We start from the raw sequence: 20,230 nt of genomic DNA on the forward strand, positions 1-20,230 counted from the left end.
AACGACTCGGGCGATCCGGGCGTGACTTGGCCAAACATGGGTCAAAAGTGCGACATCTTCACCACACTCCTGACGAATTAACTGGCGGACATTGAAATTGCTGGGTTTTTTGGCTCGCCTGTAAACGAATGTTACTGGATCGTTGCTGCGGATCGGCGCTTGTATCGAGCACAGTCTGCAACGACAGGTGCAGGTATGCGTTCGTGGAGAACGAGTTCGGAGGCTAGCCCCGAACTTGGCGATACGCTGGTAGCAACAGCGCTTAGGCTGGTAGCGGCCACGGCGCGGTCCTTTTTTGCCTCGCCAGACCGTACCTTGCGAGTCATCGCCTTACCGGTAGTGCTGCAGGGCAGCGTGGTCGCTTCTCCCCAGGCCAGTGCAGGGATGCGAACTCGCATAATCGTGCTTGCCGCAGCGACGGTCTTGCTCTGGTTCGCTTTTGCCGGCGGTGCGCTGGCGCAGTGCAGCCCCGAGGTCGGCGGCGTCGTGACGTGTAGTGCCACGCCGGGCCCGGTCACCTTCACCGAACCGCCCGTCACCACCCTGAACGTCAATGCACTGACTGGAAACATCGCCGCCGCCGGGGCGGGTCAGGCCGGCATACAGCTCACCAGCACGCGCGCCACACCGGGCACGCCCGGTGACAGTCTCGTTGATGGCACCGACGGCACCGCCGGTTCGAGTGCCGGGGCCATCAATATCAACCTGGTCGGCTCCGGACCTGGCTTCACCCTCACGACCAGCGACGGCATCGGGATCGAGGCGCGCAGCGTCGGTGGCGGTGGCGGCAGCGGCGGCGATGGCGTCGGTGGCGCCGTGCTGCCCGGCCTTGGCGGCGATGGTGCCGGCGGCGGCGCCGGCGGTGCCGTATCCGTCATTACGACTGGTGCAGGCACCGTCACGACGGCAGGAGACAACCACCACGGTATCCTCGGACTGAGCCAGGGTGGCAACGGCGGCAATGGCGGCGACGGCGACACTGTTCTCGGCGTTTTTGGATCGGGCGGCGATGGCGGTGCCGGCGGCGCGCCGTCCAGCGTAACGATCTCCAACGTGCTGAACATCAATGCCAATGGCACCGGCTCTGCGGGTATCTGGGCGCAAAGCGTCGGTGCAGCTGGCGGCAATGGTGGCGACGTGTCGGGTTCGGCGTTCGGCGATGGCGGCGATGGCGCGGCGTCGTCGTCCGGCGGCGCGGTCAGCGTCACATCGGGCGGCGTGATCAATACCACCGGCTGGAACGCGGCCGGCATCTACGCCCAGAGCGTCGGTGGCTTTGCCGGCAGCGGCGGCGGTGCTTACGGCCTGTTCTCGTTCGGCGGCAGTCCGGCCAGTGCCGGCAGTGGCGGGCTCGTTACCGTCGAGACGCTGGCGAACAGCTCGATCAATACTCTCGGTCAGAACTCGCACGGCATATTTGCTCAGAGCGTCGGTGGCGGCGGCGGTGCCGGCGGCGATGGCGTCGGTGTGGTCGGCTTCGGCGGTGCCGGCGGCGGCGCCGGCAATGGGCAGAACGTGACCGTGACCAGCCGGTCGGCCATCGACACCGGCGGAAACGGTGCAGGTGGTATCTTCGCACAGAGCGTTGGTGGCGGCGGTGGCACTGGCGGCACCGGCGTTGGCGTCGCGACGATCGGCGGGTTCGGCGGCGGCGGCGGCACCGGCGGTGTAGTCGAGGTCCAGAACTCGGGCGGCATCATCACCCGTGGCGATGGCGAAGGTTTTGAAACCGGCGCCTACGGCATCTTCGCGCAATCAGTGGGTGGCGGCGGCGGTTCCGGCGCGCTCGGCGCGGGCGTCTTTGCTTTCGGCGGTAGTGGCGGCGCTGCCGGTGACGGCCAGAACGTCACCGTTGGCAACACAGCTACAATCACCAGCGGCTGCATCAGCTGTCGCTTCACCGGCGCCATCTATGCGCAATCGGTGGGTGGCGGCGGTGGTCGTGGCGGTGGCGGCGCGGGCGTCCTGTCGATGGGTGCGTCGGGCGGCGGTGGCGGCAATGCCGGCGAAGTACGGGTCACCAATTCCAATACGCTGATCACGACCGGCGAGTTCGCGCGCGGCATCTTCGCCCAATCGGTCGGCGGTGGCGGCGGCGACGGTGGCTTCGGCGGCGGCCTGTTCACCATCGGTGGTTCGGGCGCTGCAGGTGGCGATGGCCGCTATGTCTCGGTGGTCAACCACAGCAATATCACGACGAATGGCGCGGACTCTGCCGGTATCTTCGCCCAGAGCGTCGGTGGCGGCGGCGGCAGCGGCGGCAATACCATCGGAGTTGGCGTGTTCTTCGCCATGTCGATCGGCGGCACCGGCGGTGACGGCGGCGATGGCAGTAATGTCGACGTCAACCGCGTCATGGGCCTCGGCTCTTCCGTCATTAGCACCAGTGGGGATCGTTCGGTCGGCATTCTGGCCCAGTCGATTGGCGGTGGCGGTGGCGCTGGCGGCTTTGCCGTGGCGGCGTCAGGCGGACCGTTCGCGAGCGCTACCCTTACTTTCGGCGGCTCGGGCGGCTCGGGCGGCAACGCGGGCAACGTCTGGGTCGGTGCCAACGGCAGCATCAACACGAACGGTTCGTTCGCCTCGGGCATCGTCGCGGAGTCGATCGGTGGCGGCGGCGGACGTGGTGGCTTTGCCATCTCGGCGGCCGGCTCCAACGGTGTCGGCATCGCCGGAGCCTTCGGCGCTGATGGCGGCGACGGTGGCTTTGGTGGCCTCGTCGACGTGCTCAGTTCGGTCAACATCACCGCGGGCTGCGCCGCCTGTACGCAGTCGAACGGTATCCTCGCCAGTTCGATCGGCGGCGGTGGCGGTACCGGTGGCTTCGCCATCGCGGCAGGTGTCGGCCTCGCCGCCGGCATCGGCGCGAGCTTTGGCGGCGATGGCGGGCTCGGCAATTACGGCCAGGTCGTCAACGTCACCAATACGGGCTTCATTTTTACGCAGGGCACCTTCTCCAACGGTATCCTGGCTCAGTCGTTGGGTGGCGGCGGCGGCAATGCCGGCTTTGCGGCCTCCGGCAGCTTCTCACTGTCGGGCGGCAACAGCAGCTTCTCGTTCGGCGGGGATGGTGGTACGGGTTCCCACGGCTCCAAGGTGACGGTCGCCAACACCGGCAACATCACCACGACCGGCGATTTCTCCAACGGCATATTGGCGCAGTCCATCGGCGGCGGCGGTGGAAATGGCGGCTTCTCCGGATCGATCGGTTTCTCGGTTAACGGCACCAGCTCGGCGATCAGCTTTGGCGGCGACGGCGGCGAAGGCAGCGATGGCGACGAGGTCGTCGTCCACTACAGTGGCGCCATCAACACTTCGGGCAATTTCTCGAGCGGCATCCTCGCCCAATCGCTGGGCGGTGGCGGCGGCAGTGGCGGCTTCTCGCTGGGTGCCAGCGGCACGCTCAAGCAGCCCAACATCAGCAGCAGCGTGGGCGGCGACGCCGGCAATGGCGGGCTGTCGAAGAAAGTCACGGTCACCGACATCGTCGGCTCGATCACCACGACCGGCGAGCAGTCGCACGGTATCCTGGCGCAGTCGATCGGAGGTGGCGGCGGCACCGGCGGCTTCTCTATCGGCGTCGGCTTCTCGTTGGAAAGCGACAATCTCACCAACACCGTTGGCGGTGATGGCGGCTTGGGCAAGCAGGCCGGCGAAGTCGAGGTGGTGAGCAGTGCCGTGATCGAAACTGGCGGGCTCGACGGTACGGGCGTCGCGTCGCATGGGATCCTGGCGCAGTCGATTGGCGGCGGCGGCGGCACCGGCGGCTTCTCCGGCAATGCAAGTTTCACCTATAGCGGCGACACCAAGGCCTTCTCGACCGGCGGCACAGGCGGGTCGTCCGGCAAGGGCAACAATGTGTCGGTCGCCTCGAGCGGCAGGATCACGACCCACGCGGACAGTTCGGTCGGCATCTTTGCCCAGTCGGTGGGCGGCGGCGGTGGCGTCGGCGGCTTCTCGATCGCGGCGGGCGGCTCGTACAAGGGCAGTTCCGATGTCAGCAGTGTCGGCGGTGACGCCGGCGCCGCGGGCGATGCCGGACAGGTGCGCGTCAAGGTTCTCGCGGATATCGATACCTACGGCTCGCTGTCGCATGGCGTGCTAGCTCAGTCCATCGGTGGTGGCGGCGGCTATGGCGGCTTCTCGATCGCCGGCGCCTTGTCGGTCAAGGCCGATGCCTCGACGCAGAGCGTCGGTGGCAGCGGTGGCGGAAGCGGCATCGGCGAGTATGTCGAAGTGCTGGTTGGAACCGAGGGCTTGGGGGGCCCGACCATTCATACGCGCGGGCTTGGCGCGGTGGGCGTGCTGGCCCAGTCGATCGGCGGCGGTGGCGGCACTGGCGGCTTTGCCGGTGCGCTTTCGGTGGCGGTGGACGGCAAGAGTGAAAACGACGTGACCGGCGGCAATGGCGGCGACGGTTCGATCGGCGGCAAGGTTGTCGTCAAGAACTACGGCACCATCATCACCGACAACAATGCGTCGGCCGGCATCCTCGCGCAGTCGATCGGCGGCGGCGGCGGCAATGGTGGCTTCTCGATCGCCGGCGCCTTCGAATCCGAAGGCGATGGGGCGAAGAACTCGGTCGGCGGCGACGGCGGATTTGGCGCCAAGGGTGGCGAAGTCGAAGTCACCAACGGCGGCATCATCACCACCAGCGGCGATTTCTCGCACGGCATCTTTGCCCAATCGGTGGGCGGTGGTGGCGGCAATGGCGGCTTCTCCATTGCCGGCACGATCAGTGACAGCGGCAGCGGCGCGACCAGCAGCGTCGGCGGCAACGGTGGTTCGGGCGGCGAAGGCGGCAACGTCACAGTCATCAACACGGGTACCATCACCGTCACGGGCCAGAACTCCCAGGGCATTTATGCGCAGAGCGTCGGCGGCAGCGGTGGTTCGGGCGGCATCGCCGGTGCGTTCGATTTTGGCGGCGGTGGGATCGACAACCTCGTCGGCGGCGACGGCGCCAAGGGCGGCAATGGCGGCGACGTCTATGTCGAGAGCACAGGCTCCATCCATACGTCGATGGCCAACTCGACGGGCGTGTTCGCGCAGTCGGTCGGTGGCAGCGGCGGCTGGGCCGGGCTGGCTCTCGGCGTGGGCGAGGGCGGTGGCGGCTCGAGCGGTATCAAGGTCGGCCTGGGGTCGCAGTGCAATATCGTTGGCGACGACGATGACGACCCGTGCAACATCGTCTCGCTGATCCCGGTCGATGGTTCGACCGGCAAGGTGACCGTCATCATCAACGGCGTCGAGAACATCACCGAAGGTGCACTGTCCTACGGCATGCTCGCCCAGTCGATCGCGGGCGGCGGCGGTGCGGCAGCGACGGTCATCCTCGATGAACTCGGATTCTCGGGGAGCGATGTCGAGCTGGCGGCCGGCAGCGACGGCTCGATGGGCGGCAACGCGTCCTTTGCCGACAACGACTACAATACCGATCACACCAGTACCGCCGGCGTCGGGGCGATAGGCCTCATCGTCCAGTCCATCGGCGGCGGCGGTGGTGTGGTGGGCAACGTCAACACGGCGCTGGTGCTCAACCCGACCGATCCGCCGGATGATGGTTTCTACCTCTCTGTCGGCGGATACAGCGCCGGCGCCCTCTACGATCTCACCGGCAGCGGCGGCGGCTTCAAGCTCGACGCGGCGGGCACCGTTACGACGACGGCCGCAAACTCCATCGGCATCATCGGCCAGACCATCGGCGGTGGCGGCGGTATCGTGAACCTGACGGTCAGCACTGTAACCAATGACGGCGATGAGCTGGTCATCAACGTCGGTGGCAGCCAGCTCTCCGACGGAACCTATTTCGGCAACGCGGTGGCCGATCCGGTTACCAACCCGGTCTCCACCCTTACTGCGGCTCAGCTGGTTACCACCTCGGGCGCCCTCAGCCACGGTATCGTGGCGCAGTCGATCGGGGGCGGCGGTGGTGTCAGCAACGTCGTGTTCGAGAACGGCGTCGTCCTCGCAAACGGCACGGACATCACCATCGGCAGCGGAGCCGGTGGGGCGGGCGGCATCGGCGGCAATCTCATCGTCAACGCCAACGGCGTGACCACCACCGGCAATGGCGCCTTCGGTATCGTGGCGCAGTCCATCGGTGGCGGTGGCGGCCTCGTCGGCGTGGCAAGCGGCCAGTTCGTCCTCGGCCAGGACGGCTACTCGCTCAATCCGCTGTCGATCGGCGGCGGCACCGGCGCCGGTGGCGACTCTGGCGCGGTCACGGTCGCCAGCACCGGTGACATCCACGCCGCGGGCTACGGCGCGCACGGTATCGTCGCGCAGTCGATCGCGGGTGGCGGCGGCATCGTCGGCAACGGCATGTTCGTCACCGACATCGCCGATGCCTCAGCGAACGGTTCCTTCGCCGGCAGCCTCGGGCATGCCGGCACCGCCGGTGCTGTCGGGATCACCCAGACGCGCAACGTGGTGGTCACGGGCGTCAACGCAGTCGGCATCTTCGGCCAGAGCGCCGGCGGCACCGCCAACGGCAATGTCACGATGATGCTCAACCAGGGCGGGACGAACGGCAACGGCGTCGGCCTCGTCTGGGCCTCCAATGGCACCGGCGCGGCGGTTCAGATCGCTGATGGCGCCACCAACGCCTTCAGCACCAACGGCACACTTTACGCCCAGGGCAGCATCTACGGCTCCGGCCTGCCGCGGCTCGATGGCATGACGATCCTGGGCGGTGCGGGCGACGATGCCATCACCAACCTGGCGCGCGCGGCCGGTGCGACGATCACCAATTTCACCCGCACCAGCAATATCATCGGCAATGTCGATCTCGGCGCCGGCGCCAACAGCCTCGTCAACCAGAGTGGGGCGCTGTTCATCTCGGACGCCAGCGTTATCCTCGGTGCAGGGAACCTCTTGACCAACGAGGGCCTGCTGTCGCCGGGCGATCGTGCCCGCGTCAGGACCACGGGCGTCACCGGCAACACGACCCAGACCGCCACCGGCACCTATTACATCGACATCGACCTCAACGCGCAGAACACGCCCGACCAGGTCAACGACCTGCTCGACATCAGCGGCGACGGCGATTTCGCCGGTGCGGGCGGACTGCTGCTGACGTCGATCAACAAGGCCTTCTCCAACGACGGCTACGTCATCGCCAGCGCCGGCGGCACGATGACCGACAACGGCTTCCTGCCCGATCTCGATCCGCCGGCCGTCGGCTTCATCTTCAGCACCGACGTCGTTGGCTCCGATCTCGTCCTGCTCGCCGAAAAGCCATCGATCATGGGCCTGTTGCAGGATCCCGCCTCCGGTACCACCGATCCGAATGTGTGGCGCATGGGCGAGGGCATCGACAATATCGAGCAGGCGATCGATATCGACGATCCGTTCAACTACCTGATCAACCTGCTGCGACTGCAGCCGGACGAGGAGGCGCTGGGCGACGCGGTCACCACGCTCACGCCGCACGGCGCCCCGCACATGTTCGAACTCGCGGATCGCCGCACGACCGATTTCCTCGATCACGCCGCCCAGTGTGGCAACGGCCTCGTCGGCGACGTCCTCGACAACCGCGGCTGTGTGTGGATCGACGGGACCGGCGGTCAGTACAACCGCACCTCGGTGCTCGACAGCCCCGAGACCGAAGACACCTGGGGCGCGCTGTCCTTCGGCGGCCAGGCCGTGGTCTACGACAAGCTCACCTTCGGTGCTTCGGGCGGCTACGGCCAGATCAGCTCCAAGCAAACCATCGATGGCGAGCAGCTGAGTGCGATGAGCGGCAACATGTATCAGGCCGGTGTCTCCGCGGCGTACGAGGACGGTAGCTTTGGCGTGTCGGTCGCCGCGGCGGGCACGGCCGGCGCCTGGGAAAGCTCGCGCTTCGTCGATGTGGGGGGCTACTCGCAGGGCTACTCGAGCTTCGATGGCATCGCCCAGGGCGTAGCCGATGTCGGCGAGCTGCCGGTCTTCACCGACAAGACGATCGATTTCGAGGGGGTGGGCGGCTGGGCCAAGGCAGATCGCCAGATCTACGCCTTCAATCCGCGTGTCCGGCTGAGCTATGCCACGGACCCGGCCGAAGGGGTGAAGGCCATTGGCCTCTTCGATATCGAAGGCCATGTCTTGTACACGCCCGAAGCCACCGAGACCGGCGCCGGCCTTGCGAACCTCGTCTATCCGGAGATGACGCAGACGGCGGTGACGCTGACGCCGGGCTTCGAGTTGCGGTTGAGCCACGAGCTCGAGAACGGCTACGAGGTCACCGGCTATGTGCGCGGGGGCGTGCAATGGTCGCCGTGGAAGGACGAGTGGGTTGCCGAGACGCAGTTCGCGGCCGCGCCGGACGGCCTGCCGGCGATCGAAATGATCGAGCCCTTCGACGATGTCCGCGGCAAGCTCGACGTCGGCCTGATGTTTGCCTGCCCGACTTCGGGTATGCAGCTGACAGTGAACTACGCCGGCGTCTACGGCGCCACGACGACGCAGCACGCTGTCAAAGGCGGTTTCTCGGTGCCGATGGGCGGGCCCGAAAAGAGCGGCTGCTGACGCCCAGTTGGTGCGCGTTGCCGCCGGAACATTCGCCTGACACTGGCGGCGCCCATACACGATGTCACCCGGGCGCAACCCGGGTCCCACCACGAGGTCTCATCTCGCGATGGATTCCGGCATGCCCCGGACTGACGCCGCGGAGGTGGAGAAGGGGCAGCGGTGTGCCCCCGGTCGTCCGGTTGCATCCCGGCAACACCACCTAGAACGAGCTGAACAGGGCCTTCTGCGCGATCTTCAGCGCGGTAATGGCGTCGTGCCGGCTCTGGGCCTCCTCCAGCGCGGCGACATCGAGGACATCGAGCCCCTTGGCAGCCGCCTTGAGGAAGTCGATGGCATGGTTTGCCGTAGCGACGCTGTCGTCGCGGAATGGAAACTGGTCGAGCTGCCATACGCCTTCCCACTTGTTCTTCCTGAGCACGTAGAAGAACTCGAACAGCTCGATCGGGTGCAGGCTGCCAGCAACGAGGTCGTCGTCCCATGAGCGGTAGTTGTCGTTGACGTCCATGCCGAACAGCCGGCCATAGTCGATAGCGAGTTGGGCGCTGTCGGCGGCAGACTCGCCGCCCATGATGGCGTGGCCGAAATCGAGCAGGATGCCGATATTGGGCAGGCCGATTTTCTCGATGCCGAGGATGGTGCGGGCAACCGAGCCGAAGCTCATGCGGACGCGCGGCTCGCGGGGCTTGTATTCGATGACGAATTTCAGGTCGGGGTTCTCGCTGGCGAGCTGGCCGACACCATCGAGCGAGCGCTGCCACTGGGTGCTGTAGTCGACCTGGAACGGGTAGTCCCAGCCGTCCTGACCCGGCCACAGCTTGACGTAGTCGGCCTTGTGGAAGCGCACCACGTCGCAGGCGCGCGTGATCAGTTCATGCGCGGCGCGGCGCACGCCGGCGTCGGGATTGGTGAAGGCGCCTTTGGAGAATTCGCGGGTGTAGATCTCCGGCGTGATGCCGATGGCGCCGAGCTTGTGCTTGTCGAGCGCGGCCTTGATCTGCGCGTCGCTGAACTCGCCGCCGAAATAGGGCCAGTTGAGATCGACCACGCTGAGGTCGCGGACCTGGCCGGCGAGGTCGATTGCATCGAGGATGGTGCGGGGCGCGCCATATCCGTCGGTCGCGTAGCGGTCGAGGTATGTCGCGAAGTGCCAGATGCCGGCCCCGAAACGTTGCTTGGCCATGTGATGTCTCCCTCGTTCTGTCCGCGGCGCGGATGTTCCAGTGTTAGTTCGTGGTGCGATCCGAGTTGAGTACGCGCCCTACGCCGTCGAGCCAGCGGCCGAGGACATCAGCGCGCTGCGCCGCCGACATGGTCGGCAAGAACTCGCGCTGGTGTCCGCCGATGCTTGGCGGGCTTCGTCCAAGGCCCGTTGCGGCCAGCATCGCCGCGCCGGCGGCGCTGACTTCGGGCAGGTCGCCACGGAGCACCGGGCGACCGATGAGGTCGGCCTGGAACTGCATGAGCATGTCGTTGCGGGCAGCGCCGCCATCGGCGGAGAGCCGCGTCAGCGCCGTGCAGAGATCGGTCTCCATGGCGGAGAACACATCGGCGACCTGGAAGGCGACGGATTCCACCGCGGCGCGCGCCAGATGGGCCGGCCTCGTGCCCAGTGCGAGGCCTGCAACGATGCCGCGGGCATCGGGGTCCCAATAGGGGGCGCCGAGACCAACGAGGGCGGGCACGAACACCACGCCGTTGCTGTCAGTCACGGTGGCGGCGAGTTCGGCGACCGCCGAAGGATCGCCGAGCCCGAGCAGCTCGCCCATGAAAGCAACGGCCTGACCCGAAACGGAGATGTTGCCCTCGAGCGCATAGGCGAGGCCGCCCGAAGTGCTCCAGGCTATGGTCGAAGAGAGGCCACTGCGGCTGGCGATGCGGCCGGTCGTCAGCGTCATCAGTGACGAGCCGGTGCCGTAGGTCGCCTTGACCGTCCCCGGCTCGCGCACGCCATGGCCATAGAGTGCAGCATGGGAATCGCCGACCATTGCGTGAACGGGCGTGCCGGCGGCCAGGGCACAGGTGCCCGCTGCCACCGTGCCGAAGGCGCTGTCCGAGTTTCGCACACGTGGCAGCAGCGTCAGCGGGACATCGAAGATGCGGGCGAGGGCGGGGTCCCACGTCAGCGCTTCGGTGTTGAACAGCTGGGTGCGGGAGGCGTTCGAGTGATCGGTGGCGTGCTCGCCGCCGGTCAGCTTCCACAGCAGCCACGTATCGATCGTTCCGGCCCGCAACGACCCCGAGATCGCCGCGTCGCGGGCGCCGGGCACATTGTCGAGGATCCAGGCGATCTTGGCAGCGGGGAACAGCGGATCGAGGCCGAGGCCGGTCCGCGCTTCGATTTCGGGGGCGTGTCCGGCGGCGCGAATGGCGGCGCATTTCGGCGCCGAACGCCGGCACTGCCAGAGGATCGCAGGAGCGATCGGCACGCCGGTGCGCGCATCCCAGACCACGATGGTTTCGCGCTGGTTGGAGATCGCCACGGCGTCCATGTCGGGGCCGGTGCTGGCCACGACTTTGGCGATGACGGCGCTCACGCTTTGCCAGATGTCGGTCGCCGATTGCTCAGCCCAGCCGGGTTGCGGGTAGCTGACCGCCATCGGCACGGACGCGCTGACGACCACCCGACCCCCGGCGTCGAAGGCGAGGGCCTTGGTGTTGGTCGTCCCCTGGTCGATCGCGAGGATCAGGCCGTTGCTCATTTGCGCTTCAGCACCAGGCGCGCCGCTTCCGCGATGCCCGCCGCATTGAGGTTGAAGTGCTCGAGCAGCCAGTCGACCGAGCCGGTCGGCAGGAAGCCAGGAAAGCCGAGGATGCGCATCGGTACGGGATTGTTCTGTGCCAGCACCTCGGCAACGGCGCCGCCGAGACCGCCGCGCACGGAGTGCTCCTCCACCGTCACCACGGCACCGGTTTCGGCTGCCGCGAGAATCGCCGTTTCATCGAGCGGGTTGACCGTGGACATGTTGATGACACGTGCAGCAATGCCTTCCCCTGCCAATGTCTCCGCGGCCGCGAGCGCTCGGTGCACCATGACACCATTGGCGATGATGGCGAGGTCTCCGCCCTCCCGCAACGTCTCGGCCTTGCCGATCTCGAAGCGGGGACTGGTGCGCGGCAGGTCCGGTACCGGCATGCGGCTTACCCGCACGAAGACCGGGCCATCGAGGGCTGCCGCGGCGCGGATCGCCTGCTCGGTCTCCCAGGGATCGGAGGGGACGATCAGCGTCAGGTTGTTGAGCAGCCGCAGCCAGGCCATATCCTCTATTGAATGATGCGTAGGGCCAAGCTCGCCATAGGCGATGCCGCTCGACTGCCCGATCAGCTTCACGTTGACGTTGGAATAGGCGATGTCGGCCTTGATCTGCTCGAGCGCGCGGGCCGTGAGAAAGCATGAGGCGGCCGAGACGAACGGCACCTTGCCGCCATTGGCAAGGCCAGCGCCGACGGCCACCACGGTCTGCTCGGCGATGCCGACATTCACCATGCGCTCGGGCCAGCGCTTGCGGAAGTTCACCAGCTTGGACGAACCGACGCTGTCGCTGACCACGGTGACGATGCGGGGGTCGGTCTCCGCCAGGGACTCGACGGTTCGCGAGAACGTATCGCGGCAATCGTGCCAGCCCGCGGGAACAGGTGCAGCGGCGCTCATTAGACGAGCTCCCGCATGGCTTGCTCGTATTGGTCCTTGTTCGGCACGCCGTGGTGCCAGGCGACGTTGTCGTGCATGAAGCTTACGCCCTTGCCCTTAAAGGTGTTGGCGATGACGCAGAGCGGCTTGCCGCGCCCCTTGGGCGAGGCGCGGAGCGTCTCGTAGAGGGCGCGATGGTCGTGGCCGTCGATCACTTCGACATGCCAGCCGAAGGCACGCCACTTGTCGTCCAGCGGGTCGAGGGTAGCCGTCTCCTCGGTGCGCGCGCCTTGTTGCAGGCGGTTGCGATCGATAATCAGGGTGAGGTTTTCGAGCTTCCTGTGGCCGGCGGTCAGCGCCGCCTCCCAGTTGCTGCCTTCCTGCAGTTCACCGTCGCCGGTGAGCACGAAAGTGCGGAAATCGGCATAGTCGATCTGGCCCGCCACCGCGATGCCGGTGGCGACAGGCAGGCCATGGCCGAGCGGGCCGGTATTAGTCTCGACGCCCGGGAGATAGTTGCGGTTCGGGTGGCCGTTGAGCTTCGACATCGGTTGCATGTAGGTGTCGAGCTCGGCATCCGGGAAGTAGCCGGCAGCCGACAGCACCGAGTAGAAGGCGCCGGTGCAGTGCCCCTTGCTCATGACGAAGCGGTCGCGACCGGGGTCGCGCGGGTTCTTCGGATCAAAGCGAAGCACGCCAAAATAGAGGGTCGCGAGAATGTCGGCGGCGCTGAAATCGCCGCCCGGATGTCCGAGCTGCGCCTCGTAGACCATCCGGAAGCTGCGCCGGCGTATCCACAGCGCTTTTTCGGCGATGAGCGGAACGGGGTCGTTTGCCGGCCCCGCAGACGCGACGAATGCCACGGTGTTCTCCTCGATGTGGGCAGTTCTTGCAGTCGGCCGCCTCGCAGCCGGCCAGCATAGCTCCGCCTCCTTGCCGGGATACCTAACGCATTGTTTGTTGCTCGTCACTATCGAAAATTTGCGAATGATTTCGTTTGGCGTATAGTCGCTAGCATCCGAAGTGGAAAGCGGGGCGCGCGGGTTGCGGAGGGGCCGGGCATCACGGTACTTTCCGGGTGATCGACTTGAGGCGGCAGAGCATGAACGAACAGAGGATCAACCGGCGGCCCGAGCGCAAGATCGGCCCCGCCGCGGAGGCTGGCGGGACGTTGAGTGGCCTCTTGGCGGAGCCGCGGCGGCGCAAGATTCTCGAATGGCTGCAGGAGGAGGGCAGCGCCCGTGTGCGCGACCTTTCGAGCGCTTTCGAAGTCAGCGAGGCAACCATCCGGCAGGATCTCGAGCGGCTCGAGGTCGACGGCTATGTCTCGCGCGAGCACGGCGGCGCTTACCTCAAGACGCTGCCCCGGCAGGTCGAGACGCTGTCGCTGCAACATCTTGAAAACATGGACAAAAAGCGCAAGATCGGAGTGCGTGCGGCGTCGCTTGTCGGCGACGGTGAAACCATTATTCTCGATGCCGGCTCGACCACCACCGAGGTTGCGCACGGGCTGCAGCAGCGACGCGACCTCACGGTCATCACCAATGCGCTGAACATCGCGCTGATCCTGGGTGCGGTGCCCGGCTTTGCCGTGCATATGCCTGGCGGCCAGTTCAAGGCGCCGACTCTGTCGCTGAGCGGCGACAAGTCGGTCGAGTACTTCCGCGATATCCTTGCCGGTAAGCTGTTCCTCGCTACTGCCGGTGTGTCGCTCGAGGCGGGACTCACCTATCCGAGCTTTGCCGACCTGCAGCTCAAGCAGGCCATGATCAAGGCGGCGCAGCACGTGTACCTCGTAGCGGACTCCACCAAGATCAATCGCACTTCGTTCACGCGTCTTGGCACTTTGGACGTAATTCACTCGTTCATCACCGATGACGGGATCCGCGACGAAGATGCCCGCGAATTCGAGCGGCGTGGCATCGAGGTGATCGTCGCACGCTGAATTAGTTAATCTAAACAGCTGGTTATCGTTTGGTTCGCGCTGCGGTCCATCGCGGCGGGCGAGAGCTGCTGCATCTCCTAATCCCATTTATTGGGGATTTGCGGGCAGGTACCGTCAAAATCGGCATTGACTCGCGGACCATACGTTCGTAATCGTCAGAAATCGCAAACAAAGCGAAGCAGACAGAAATCGTCTGTTTGCGAAGTGCGCCGTGGTGCAGGTGTGCACCTGGGGCGCATGGGGAGCAGGCGAGGAGCCCTTCGATCACGATTGTATTGGCCGGGCCGCGACAGCGGGCCGATCGGACAGTTGTGCGGTGGCGACTGCTGGGGATCGAGATTGGACGCTGAGGCCCGGTCCGGGCAGCGATCCGGGAAGAAATGAGGAGGAGACGGATAATGGTACGGCTTGGCCGATACGTGCTGGCCCCGCTCGCGGGCCTGCTGCTGGCAGGCGCCAGCTTCGCGCAGGACATGACGGATGTGGGGACGCCCCGCAACGAGACCCTGATCGTGCAGACCTTCGACGGCAAGTCCGCCAATCCGGACGCCCAGAACCCACTCAACCAGTATGCGATCTGGCGCGGCTTCCGTGAACTCGGCTGGAGCTGGCTGTGGGAGATGGATACGGCCACCGGCCAGTCCTACCCCGAGCTCGCTGCCGGCCCGGTCGAGGTGCTCAATCCCGAGCACACCAAGTTCCGCGTGAAAATCCGTCCGGGCGTGTTCTGGAGCGACGGCGTCGAGTTCACCACCGACGACATTATCTACACGCTCGATACGACCTTCAAATACAAGGACAAGCTCACCTTCGTCTTCCGCGCCGCCAACTACATCAAGGATGCGAGCTGGACCAAGATCGACAACTACACCTTCGAGGTCGAGACCGTTAACCCGGCCTATGATTTCCAGACCGTGATGGGCGTCTATTCATGGGGCTCGCTGTTCACCATCGTCCCCAAGCACATCTACGAGCCGCTCGGCGATGCGGTGGTGACCTACAAGGCCGCCCCCGCCGTTACCCTCGGGCCGTACAAGATCAAGGAATTCGACCCCAACGGCTTCTGGCAGCTGTGGGAATTGCGCGACGACTGGCAGCGCTCGGGCTGGGGCAATCTCGGCACACCCAAGGCCAAGTATGTGCTCTACAAGGACTTCGGCGCCGAAGAGACCCGGACGCTGGCATTCGTCCAGAACCAGTACGACGTCGACACCTTCATGAGCCCGGACTCGATTGCCGCCGCCAAGGCGCGCAATCCGGCGATCGAGACGTTCTCGCCGACGCTGCCCTATCACGACATGAACGATGCCTGCTCGTACGCGGTTTACATCAACCAGCAGAAGGCGCCGTTCGATAAGCCGGAAGTGCGCTGGGCGCTGGCGCTCGGTCTCGACCTGCAGCAGGTCGGCATCAGCGCGGTGAGCGGCCAGTTCAAAGCCGCGGCGCTGCCGATCGCCGGCACGCCGATCACCGAACCGCTGTTCTACAAGCCGCTCGAGACTTACCTGAACGAGCTGACCCTGTCGGATGGCTACAAGCCGTTCAATGCCAACTTCGGCCAGGAACTGCTGGACAAGCTCAAGGCACAGGGGACACCCGAGGCCGAGCTGCCGACCGGCGACAACATCAAGGCCAGCTTCGGCGCCGGCTGGTGGAAGTACGATCCGGCCGAGGCCGAAAAGCTGCTCGGCTCGGTCGGTATCAAGAAGGGTGGCGACGGGTTCTTCACCCTGCCCGACGGTTCGCCCTGGTCCATCGAGCTGGTCATCCCGGCCGACTGGAACAAGGTGATGCAGCGCACCGGCTTCTCGATCGCCGACAGCTGGAAGAAGGCCGGGTTCAACGTGACGGCGCGCCAGGCCGACAATGGCGAGTTCACCACGGTGCAGAACACCAATGCCAAGAACACGCTGCAGATCAACTGGTCCAACACCTGCGTCTACAACTCCAACTGGCTCAACAGCTGGCAGTCGTTCAGCCCCACCAACGTCAAGCCTGCCGACTCCAATGACGTGCTCAACGGCAACTACATGCGGGTGACCGACCAGTCGATCTTCGACCTCGTCAAGGCCAGCACGAGCATGGAGACCAGCTCGGAAGAGTTCGTCGAGAACGGGCGCCAGATCGCCAAGAAGCTGGTGGACGGGATGCAGGTGATCAACCTGATGAACATCCCGACGACGATCCCGACCAACTCGACCTATTGGACCAACTACCCCAAGCAGGCGAATTTCTACGCCGCGCCCTACACCTGGTGGTCCTCGTTCAAGAAGACGATCGTCAACATCGAACCGACCGGCAAGAAGTAACGCCGGTCGCTGAGATGGGGCGGCGACCTCCCGGCCGCCCCATCCACTTTCGATAATTCGCGTTTATCTCGCGCTGGACCGAGGTGGACATCGAAGGGTTGGACGGGATCAAGTCCATCCTTGTTCCAGCGCTGGCAGTGAAAAGCAGGGCGAAGTATGGGCGTGATCCAGTATGTGGCCAAGCGGGTAGGGCTCTACCTTGCGGTTCTGTTCATCGGACTGACGATTACTTTCCTTTTGCCCCGGCTGATGCCAGCCAATCCGATCGACGGCTATATCGGCCAGATCCAGTCGCGGGCCAGCGGTGCGCTGACGGGCGATGCGATCATCCAGCTACGGGCGAGCCTTGAGGAGCTTTACGGGCTGAAGGGCGATATCTTCACCCAGTACCTCGCCTACCTGAACCGCGTGGTGCTGCATTTCGATTTCGGGCCGTCCTTCACCTACTACCCCCAGCCGGTCAGCCAGATGATATTCAACGCGCTGCCCTGGACGCTGGGGCTGCTGCTGGTCTCGACCTTCATTGCCTGGCTGTTGGGCAACATGGTGGGGCTGGTAGCGGGTTACTTCCACACCAAGAAGGCCGCAACGATCCTCGAGGTGGTCGGCATCCTGCTCTACCCGATCCCCTACTACATCCTCGCGGTCAGCGTGATCCTGCTGCTCGCCTACATCTTCCCAATCTTCCCGCTTTCGCCGACCTTCCCGGTCGGGCAGATGACGCCGCAGAAGTTCGGCATGGTGATCTACAATTCAATCCTGCCGGCGCTCACGCTGGTTCTCGCGGGCTTCGGCTGGAACATCCTCTCGATGAAGGCGCTGGCCGTCGCGACCACGGAAGAGCCCTATGTCACCTACGCGCGGCTGAAGGGTGCATCCAACTGGACGCGCATGACCCGCTACGTGTTCCGCAACGCCATGCTGCCGCAGGTGACGGCGCTGGCGCTGTCGCTCGGCACCGTGTTCAACGGTGCGCTGCTCACCGAGATGCTGTTCTCGTTCCCCGGTGTGGGGCTGATCATGCGAACCGCCGCGAGTAGCGGCGACTACAACGTGCTCTACGGCGCGATCACTATCTCGATCATCGCGGTCGCTACGGCAGGCCTGGTGATCGACCTCATCTATCCCCTCCTTGACCCGCGGATCCGCCATAAATGACCACCGACAGCCCCCCGGCGGCCGGCGCCGCCGCGATCCCTGCCGCAACCAGACCGGCACGCCGCGACAGCTTCCTGTGGCTGCTGAATGCGCGTCTCGCGATCGGCCTGGCGCTCATCGCCATCTTCGTGCTCGGCAGCTTCATCCTGCCGTTCTTCGCCCCGGCCGACCCCTCGCTGCAGGCGACCTACCTCAAGAACATGCCGATGTCGGCGGAGCACCTGCTGGGCACCAACGCCATCGGGCAGGACATCTTCTGGTTCCTCGTCTTCGCCATCCGTAACTCGCTGATCCTCGGCGTGCTGGTGGGCGTCGGCGTCACCATCATCTCGACTGCCGTGGGGCTCAGTGCCGGCTATATCGGCGGCAACTACGAGCGCGTGGTGATGCTCATCGTCGACAGCTTCATCACCATCCCGCTGCTGCCGATCCTGATCATCCTCGGTGCCGTGATCCGCGGCAACACGACCTTCCTCACGGTGGGCTTCATCATCGTCATTTTTGGCTGGGCCTGGGGGGCGCGGACCATCCGCTCGATGGCGTTGTCGTTGCGTGAGCGCGAGTTCATCAACATGGCTCGCTTCTCGGGTGCCAACACGTTCGACATCATCGTGCGCGAGATCTTCCCTTACGTGTCGGCCTACATGGTGGTGGGCTTCATCAACACGATCCTCTTCGCCATCAACACCGAAGCGACGCTGGCGGTGATCGGGCTATCGAAGGTCGAGGTGCCGACGCTCGGCTCCATCATCTTCTGGGCGCTGAATTACAACGCGCTGTTCACCGGCAATTACCCCTGGCTGATCGCGCCGATCGTCGCCTCGATTCTCCTCTTTCTCGGGCTCTTCCTTTCCTCCACCGGCTTCAACGCCGCGTTCGCCAGCAAGCGGGGTGTCGCATGATCCGGCTCAACGACCTCAGGATCAGCTATCGCATCGGCAACCGGGTTATCGAGGCCGTCAACGGCGTGAGCCTGACCATTCCCGATGGCTGTATCGTCGGCATCGCCGGGGAATCCGGCTGCGGCAAGTCCACTCTGATGAAGGCGATCTACGGTGACATCCAGTCGCCCATGTCACTGTCGGGCGGCAGTATCGAATACGGGATGAAGGGCGCCGACGGGCAGACGGTGACGACCCAGAACATCCGCAAGGAGTGGTTCAAGTCGATCTCCTACATCCCGCAGAGCTCGATGAACTCGCTAAACCCGGTGATCCGCATTCGCGATCAGTTCACCGATTTCCCCGGCACCGACAGCAACAAGAAGCGCGTGCTCGAGCGGGCCCGTGCCTATATTGGCAAGCTCGGGCTGCCGGCGGAAGCGCTCGATTCCTACCCGCACCAGCTGTCGGGTGGCATGCGGCAGCGGGTGATGATTGCGCTCGCCACCTTCTTCCAGCCCGAGCTGATCATTGCCGATGAGCCGACCACGGCGCTCGACGTGGTGGTGCAGAAGGAAATCCTGCTGCTGCTAATGGAAGTGCAGGAGCTGATGGGCAACACCATCCTCGTCGTCTCGCACGACATGGGCGTCCACTATCAGGTCACGCACAAGATGCTGATCATGTATGCGGGCCGGGTGGTCGAGTACGGCGACACCGAAAGCGTATTCGCCGACCCCCAACATGCCTACACCAGGATGCTGATCGACTCGCTCCCGGCCATTGGCGACGACAGCATGCGCGGCGTGCTGGCGAGCGCTGCCGGCGCCGGCGGCGACCGGGCCTACCGGGTGGAGCCGGAGCTGATCGAGGTCAAACCCGGTCACTTCGTGGCCCGACCTAGCCAGAGCGTGGGGGTCGCGGCATGACGATCATCCTGAAGACCGAGGGGCTCAACAAGATCTATCGGCAGGGCGGGTTCGTCCGCTCGCGGCAGGTGAAGGCGCTCAACGACGTCAACATCACCATCGAGAGCGACAAGCCGGTGGTGATCGCGGTGGTCGGTGAATCCGGCAGCGGCAAGACGACGCTGGCGAAGACGCTGCTGCGGCTTGAGACGCCGAGTTCGGGTAGGGCGATCGTCTACGACACCGTGGTGACGGGGAAGGGGACGACCCTTTCGAAGCAGCAGTTCCTCGGGCTGGTGCAGCCGATCTTCCAGAACCCGTTCGAGGCATTCAGCCGCTACCGCCCGGTGGATGCGTACCTGCATGAAACGGCGCGGCGCGTAGCAGGCATGGATGGCGAGCAGGCGGAGGCGGCGGTGGCCGAGGCGCTTCTCAGCGTCGGCCTCAAATACGCAGAGGTGCGCGGCAAATATACCAACCAGTTCTCGGGCGGCGAGCTGCAGCGCATCTCAGTAGCGCGGGCGCTGATCCCGCAGCCCAAGCTGATCGTCGCCGATGAGCCGGTGTCGATGATCGACGCCTCGCGGCGCATGATCATCATCAACCTGTTCAGGAAGTTGCGCGACGAAGCCGGCCGGAGCTTCCTCTACATCACCCACGACCTCGCCACCGCCTACTACATCTCGGACTACGTGGCGGTGATGAACAAGGGCGTGGTGGTGGAGTTCGGCGAGGCGCGGCAGGTAATGGGCGACCCGCAGCACGACTACACCAAGCTGCTGCTGAGCTCGATCCCTACGACCAAGACCCGCTGGCGGCCGCGCAAGGCGGCTGCCTGACCTGCTTCGCGGTCGCCGGGGAGGGCGGCCGTATCCCATTGCCGTACT

The 20,230-nt window shown here is 65.2% G+C and carries 11 protein-coding genes; 7 read left to right on the forward strand and 4 right to left on the reverse strand.

The features are described from left to right. The first annotated feature begins 423 nt into the window (after window positions 1–423). Entirely contained in the window at window positions 424–8,511 is an 8,088-nt protein-coding gene (locus ACOYW5_RS21185) for a hypothetical protein (RefSeq protein WP_423066858.1), read from the forward strand. A 202-nt stretch (window positions 8,512–8,713) separates the two neighbouring features. On the opposite strand, the gene ACOYW5_RS21190 is transcribed toward ACOYW5_RS21185, so the two are convergent. Genes ACOYW5_RS21190 through ACOYW5_RS21205 form a run of 4 tightly spaced genes read right to left on the reverse strand, consistent with a single transcriptional unit; the run spans window position 8,714 to window position 13,005 of the window. Beyond that, window positions 8,714–9,694: a sugar phosphate isomerase/epimerase family protein gene (locus ACOYW5_RS21190; RefSeq protein WP_423066859.1), complete on the reverse strand. Its 981-nt coding sequence runs from the start codon at window positions 9,692–9,694 to the stop codon at window positions 8,714–8,716. A gap of 43 nt (window positions 9,695–9,737) precedes the next feature. Further along, window positions 9,738–11,213: an FGGY family carbohydrate kinase gene (locus tag ACOYW5_RS21195; protein ID WP_423066860.1), complete on the reverse strand. Its 1,476-nt coding sequence runs from the start codon at window positions 11,211–11,213 to the stop codon at window positions 9,738–9,740. Beyond that, a complete protein-coding gene (locus ACOYW5_RS21200) occupies window positions 11,210–12,163 on the reverse strand; it encodes a transketolase family protein (RefSeq protein WP_423066861.1) in 954 nt (317 codons plus the stop codon). Before ACOYW5_RS21200 ends, ACOYW5_RS21195 begins: the two co-directional genes overlap by 4 nt. Further along, entirely contained in the window at window positions 12,163–13,005 is an 843-nt protein-coding gene (locus tag ACOYW5_RS21205) for a transketolase (protein ID WP_423066862.1), read from the reverse strand. The genes ACOYW5_RS21200 and ACOYW5_RS21205 overlap by 1 nt, the downstream gene beginning before the upstream one ends. Before the next feature lie 239 nt (window positions 13,006–13,244). On the opposite strand from ACOYW5_RS21205, the gene ACOYW5_RS21210 reads away from it, so the two are divergent. From ACOYW5_RS21210 to ACOYW5_RS21235, 6 genes are all read left to right on the forward strand, one after another. After that, window positions 13,245–14,087 carry a DeoR/GlpR family DNA-binding transcription regulator gene (locus ACOYW5_RS21210; protein ID WP_423066863.1) on the forward strand — a complete coding sequence of 281 codons (843 nt, stop codon included), beginning with the start codon at window positions 13,245–13,247 and terminating at the stop codon, window positions 14,085–14,087. A gap of 398 nt (window positions 14,088–14,485) precedes the next feature. Beyond that, on the forward strand, window positions 14,486–16,396 hold the full coding sequence (locus ACOYW5_RS21215) for an ABC transporter substrate-binding protein (protein WP_423066864.1): 1,911 nt from the start codon (window positions 14,486–14,488) through the stop codon (window positions 16,394–16,396). A gap of 156 nt (window positions 16,397–16,552) precedes the next feature. Beyond that, the gene (locus ACOYW5_RS21220; RefSeq protein WP_423066865.1) at window positions 16,553–17,554 is read left to right on the forward strand and encodes an ABC transporter permease; all 1,002 of its coding nucleotides are present in this window, start codon (window positions 16,553–16,555) and stop codon (window positions 17,552–17,554) included. After that, window positions 17,551–18,456, forward strand: coding sequence for an ABC transporter permease (locus ACOYW5_RS21225; RefSeq protein WP_423066866.1), 906 nt, complete (start codon window positions 17,551–17,553; stop codon window positions 18,454–18,456). Before ACOYW5_RS21220 ends, ACOYW5_RS21225 begins: the two co-directional genes overlap by 4 nt. Continuing rightward, window positions 18,453–19,364, forward strand: coding sequence for an ABC transporter ATP-binding protein (locus tag ACOYW5_RS21230; RefSeq protein ID WP_423066867.1), 912 nt, complete (start codon window positions 18,453–18,455; stop codon window positions 19,362–19,364). The genes ACOYW5_RS21225 and ACOYW5_RS21230 overlap by 4 nt, the downstream gene beginning before the upstream one ends. Next, window positions 19,361–20,182 (forward strand): ABC transporter ATP-binding protein, encoded by an 822-nt coding sequence (locus ACOYW5_RS21235; RefSeq protein WP_423066868.1) that lies wholly within the window; start codon window positions 19,361–19,363, stop codon window positions 20,180–20,182. Before ACOYW5_RS21230 ends, ACOYW5_RS21235 begins: the two co-directional genes overlap by 4 nt. Window positions 20,183–20,230 lie beyond the last annotated feature (48 nt).

This window comes from Devosia sp. CN2-171 (assembly GCF_049354815.1).
Classification (GTDB): Bacteria; Pseudomonadota; Alphaproteobacteria; order Rhizobiales; family Devosiaceae; genus Devosia_A.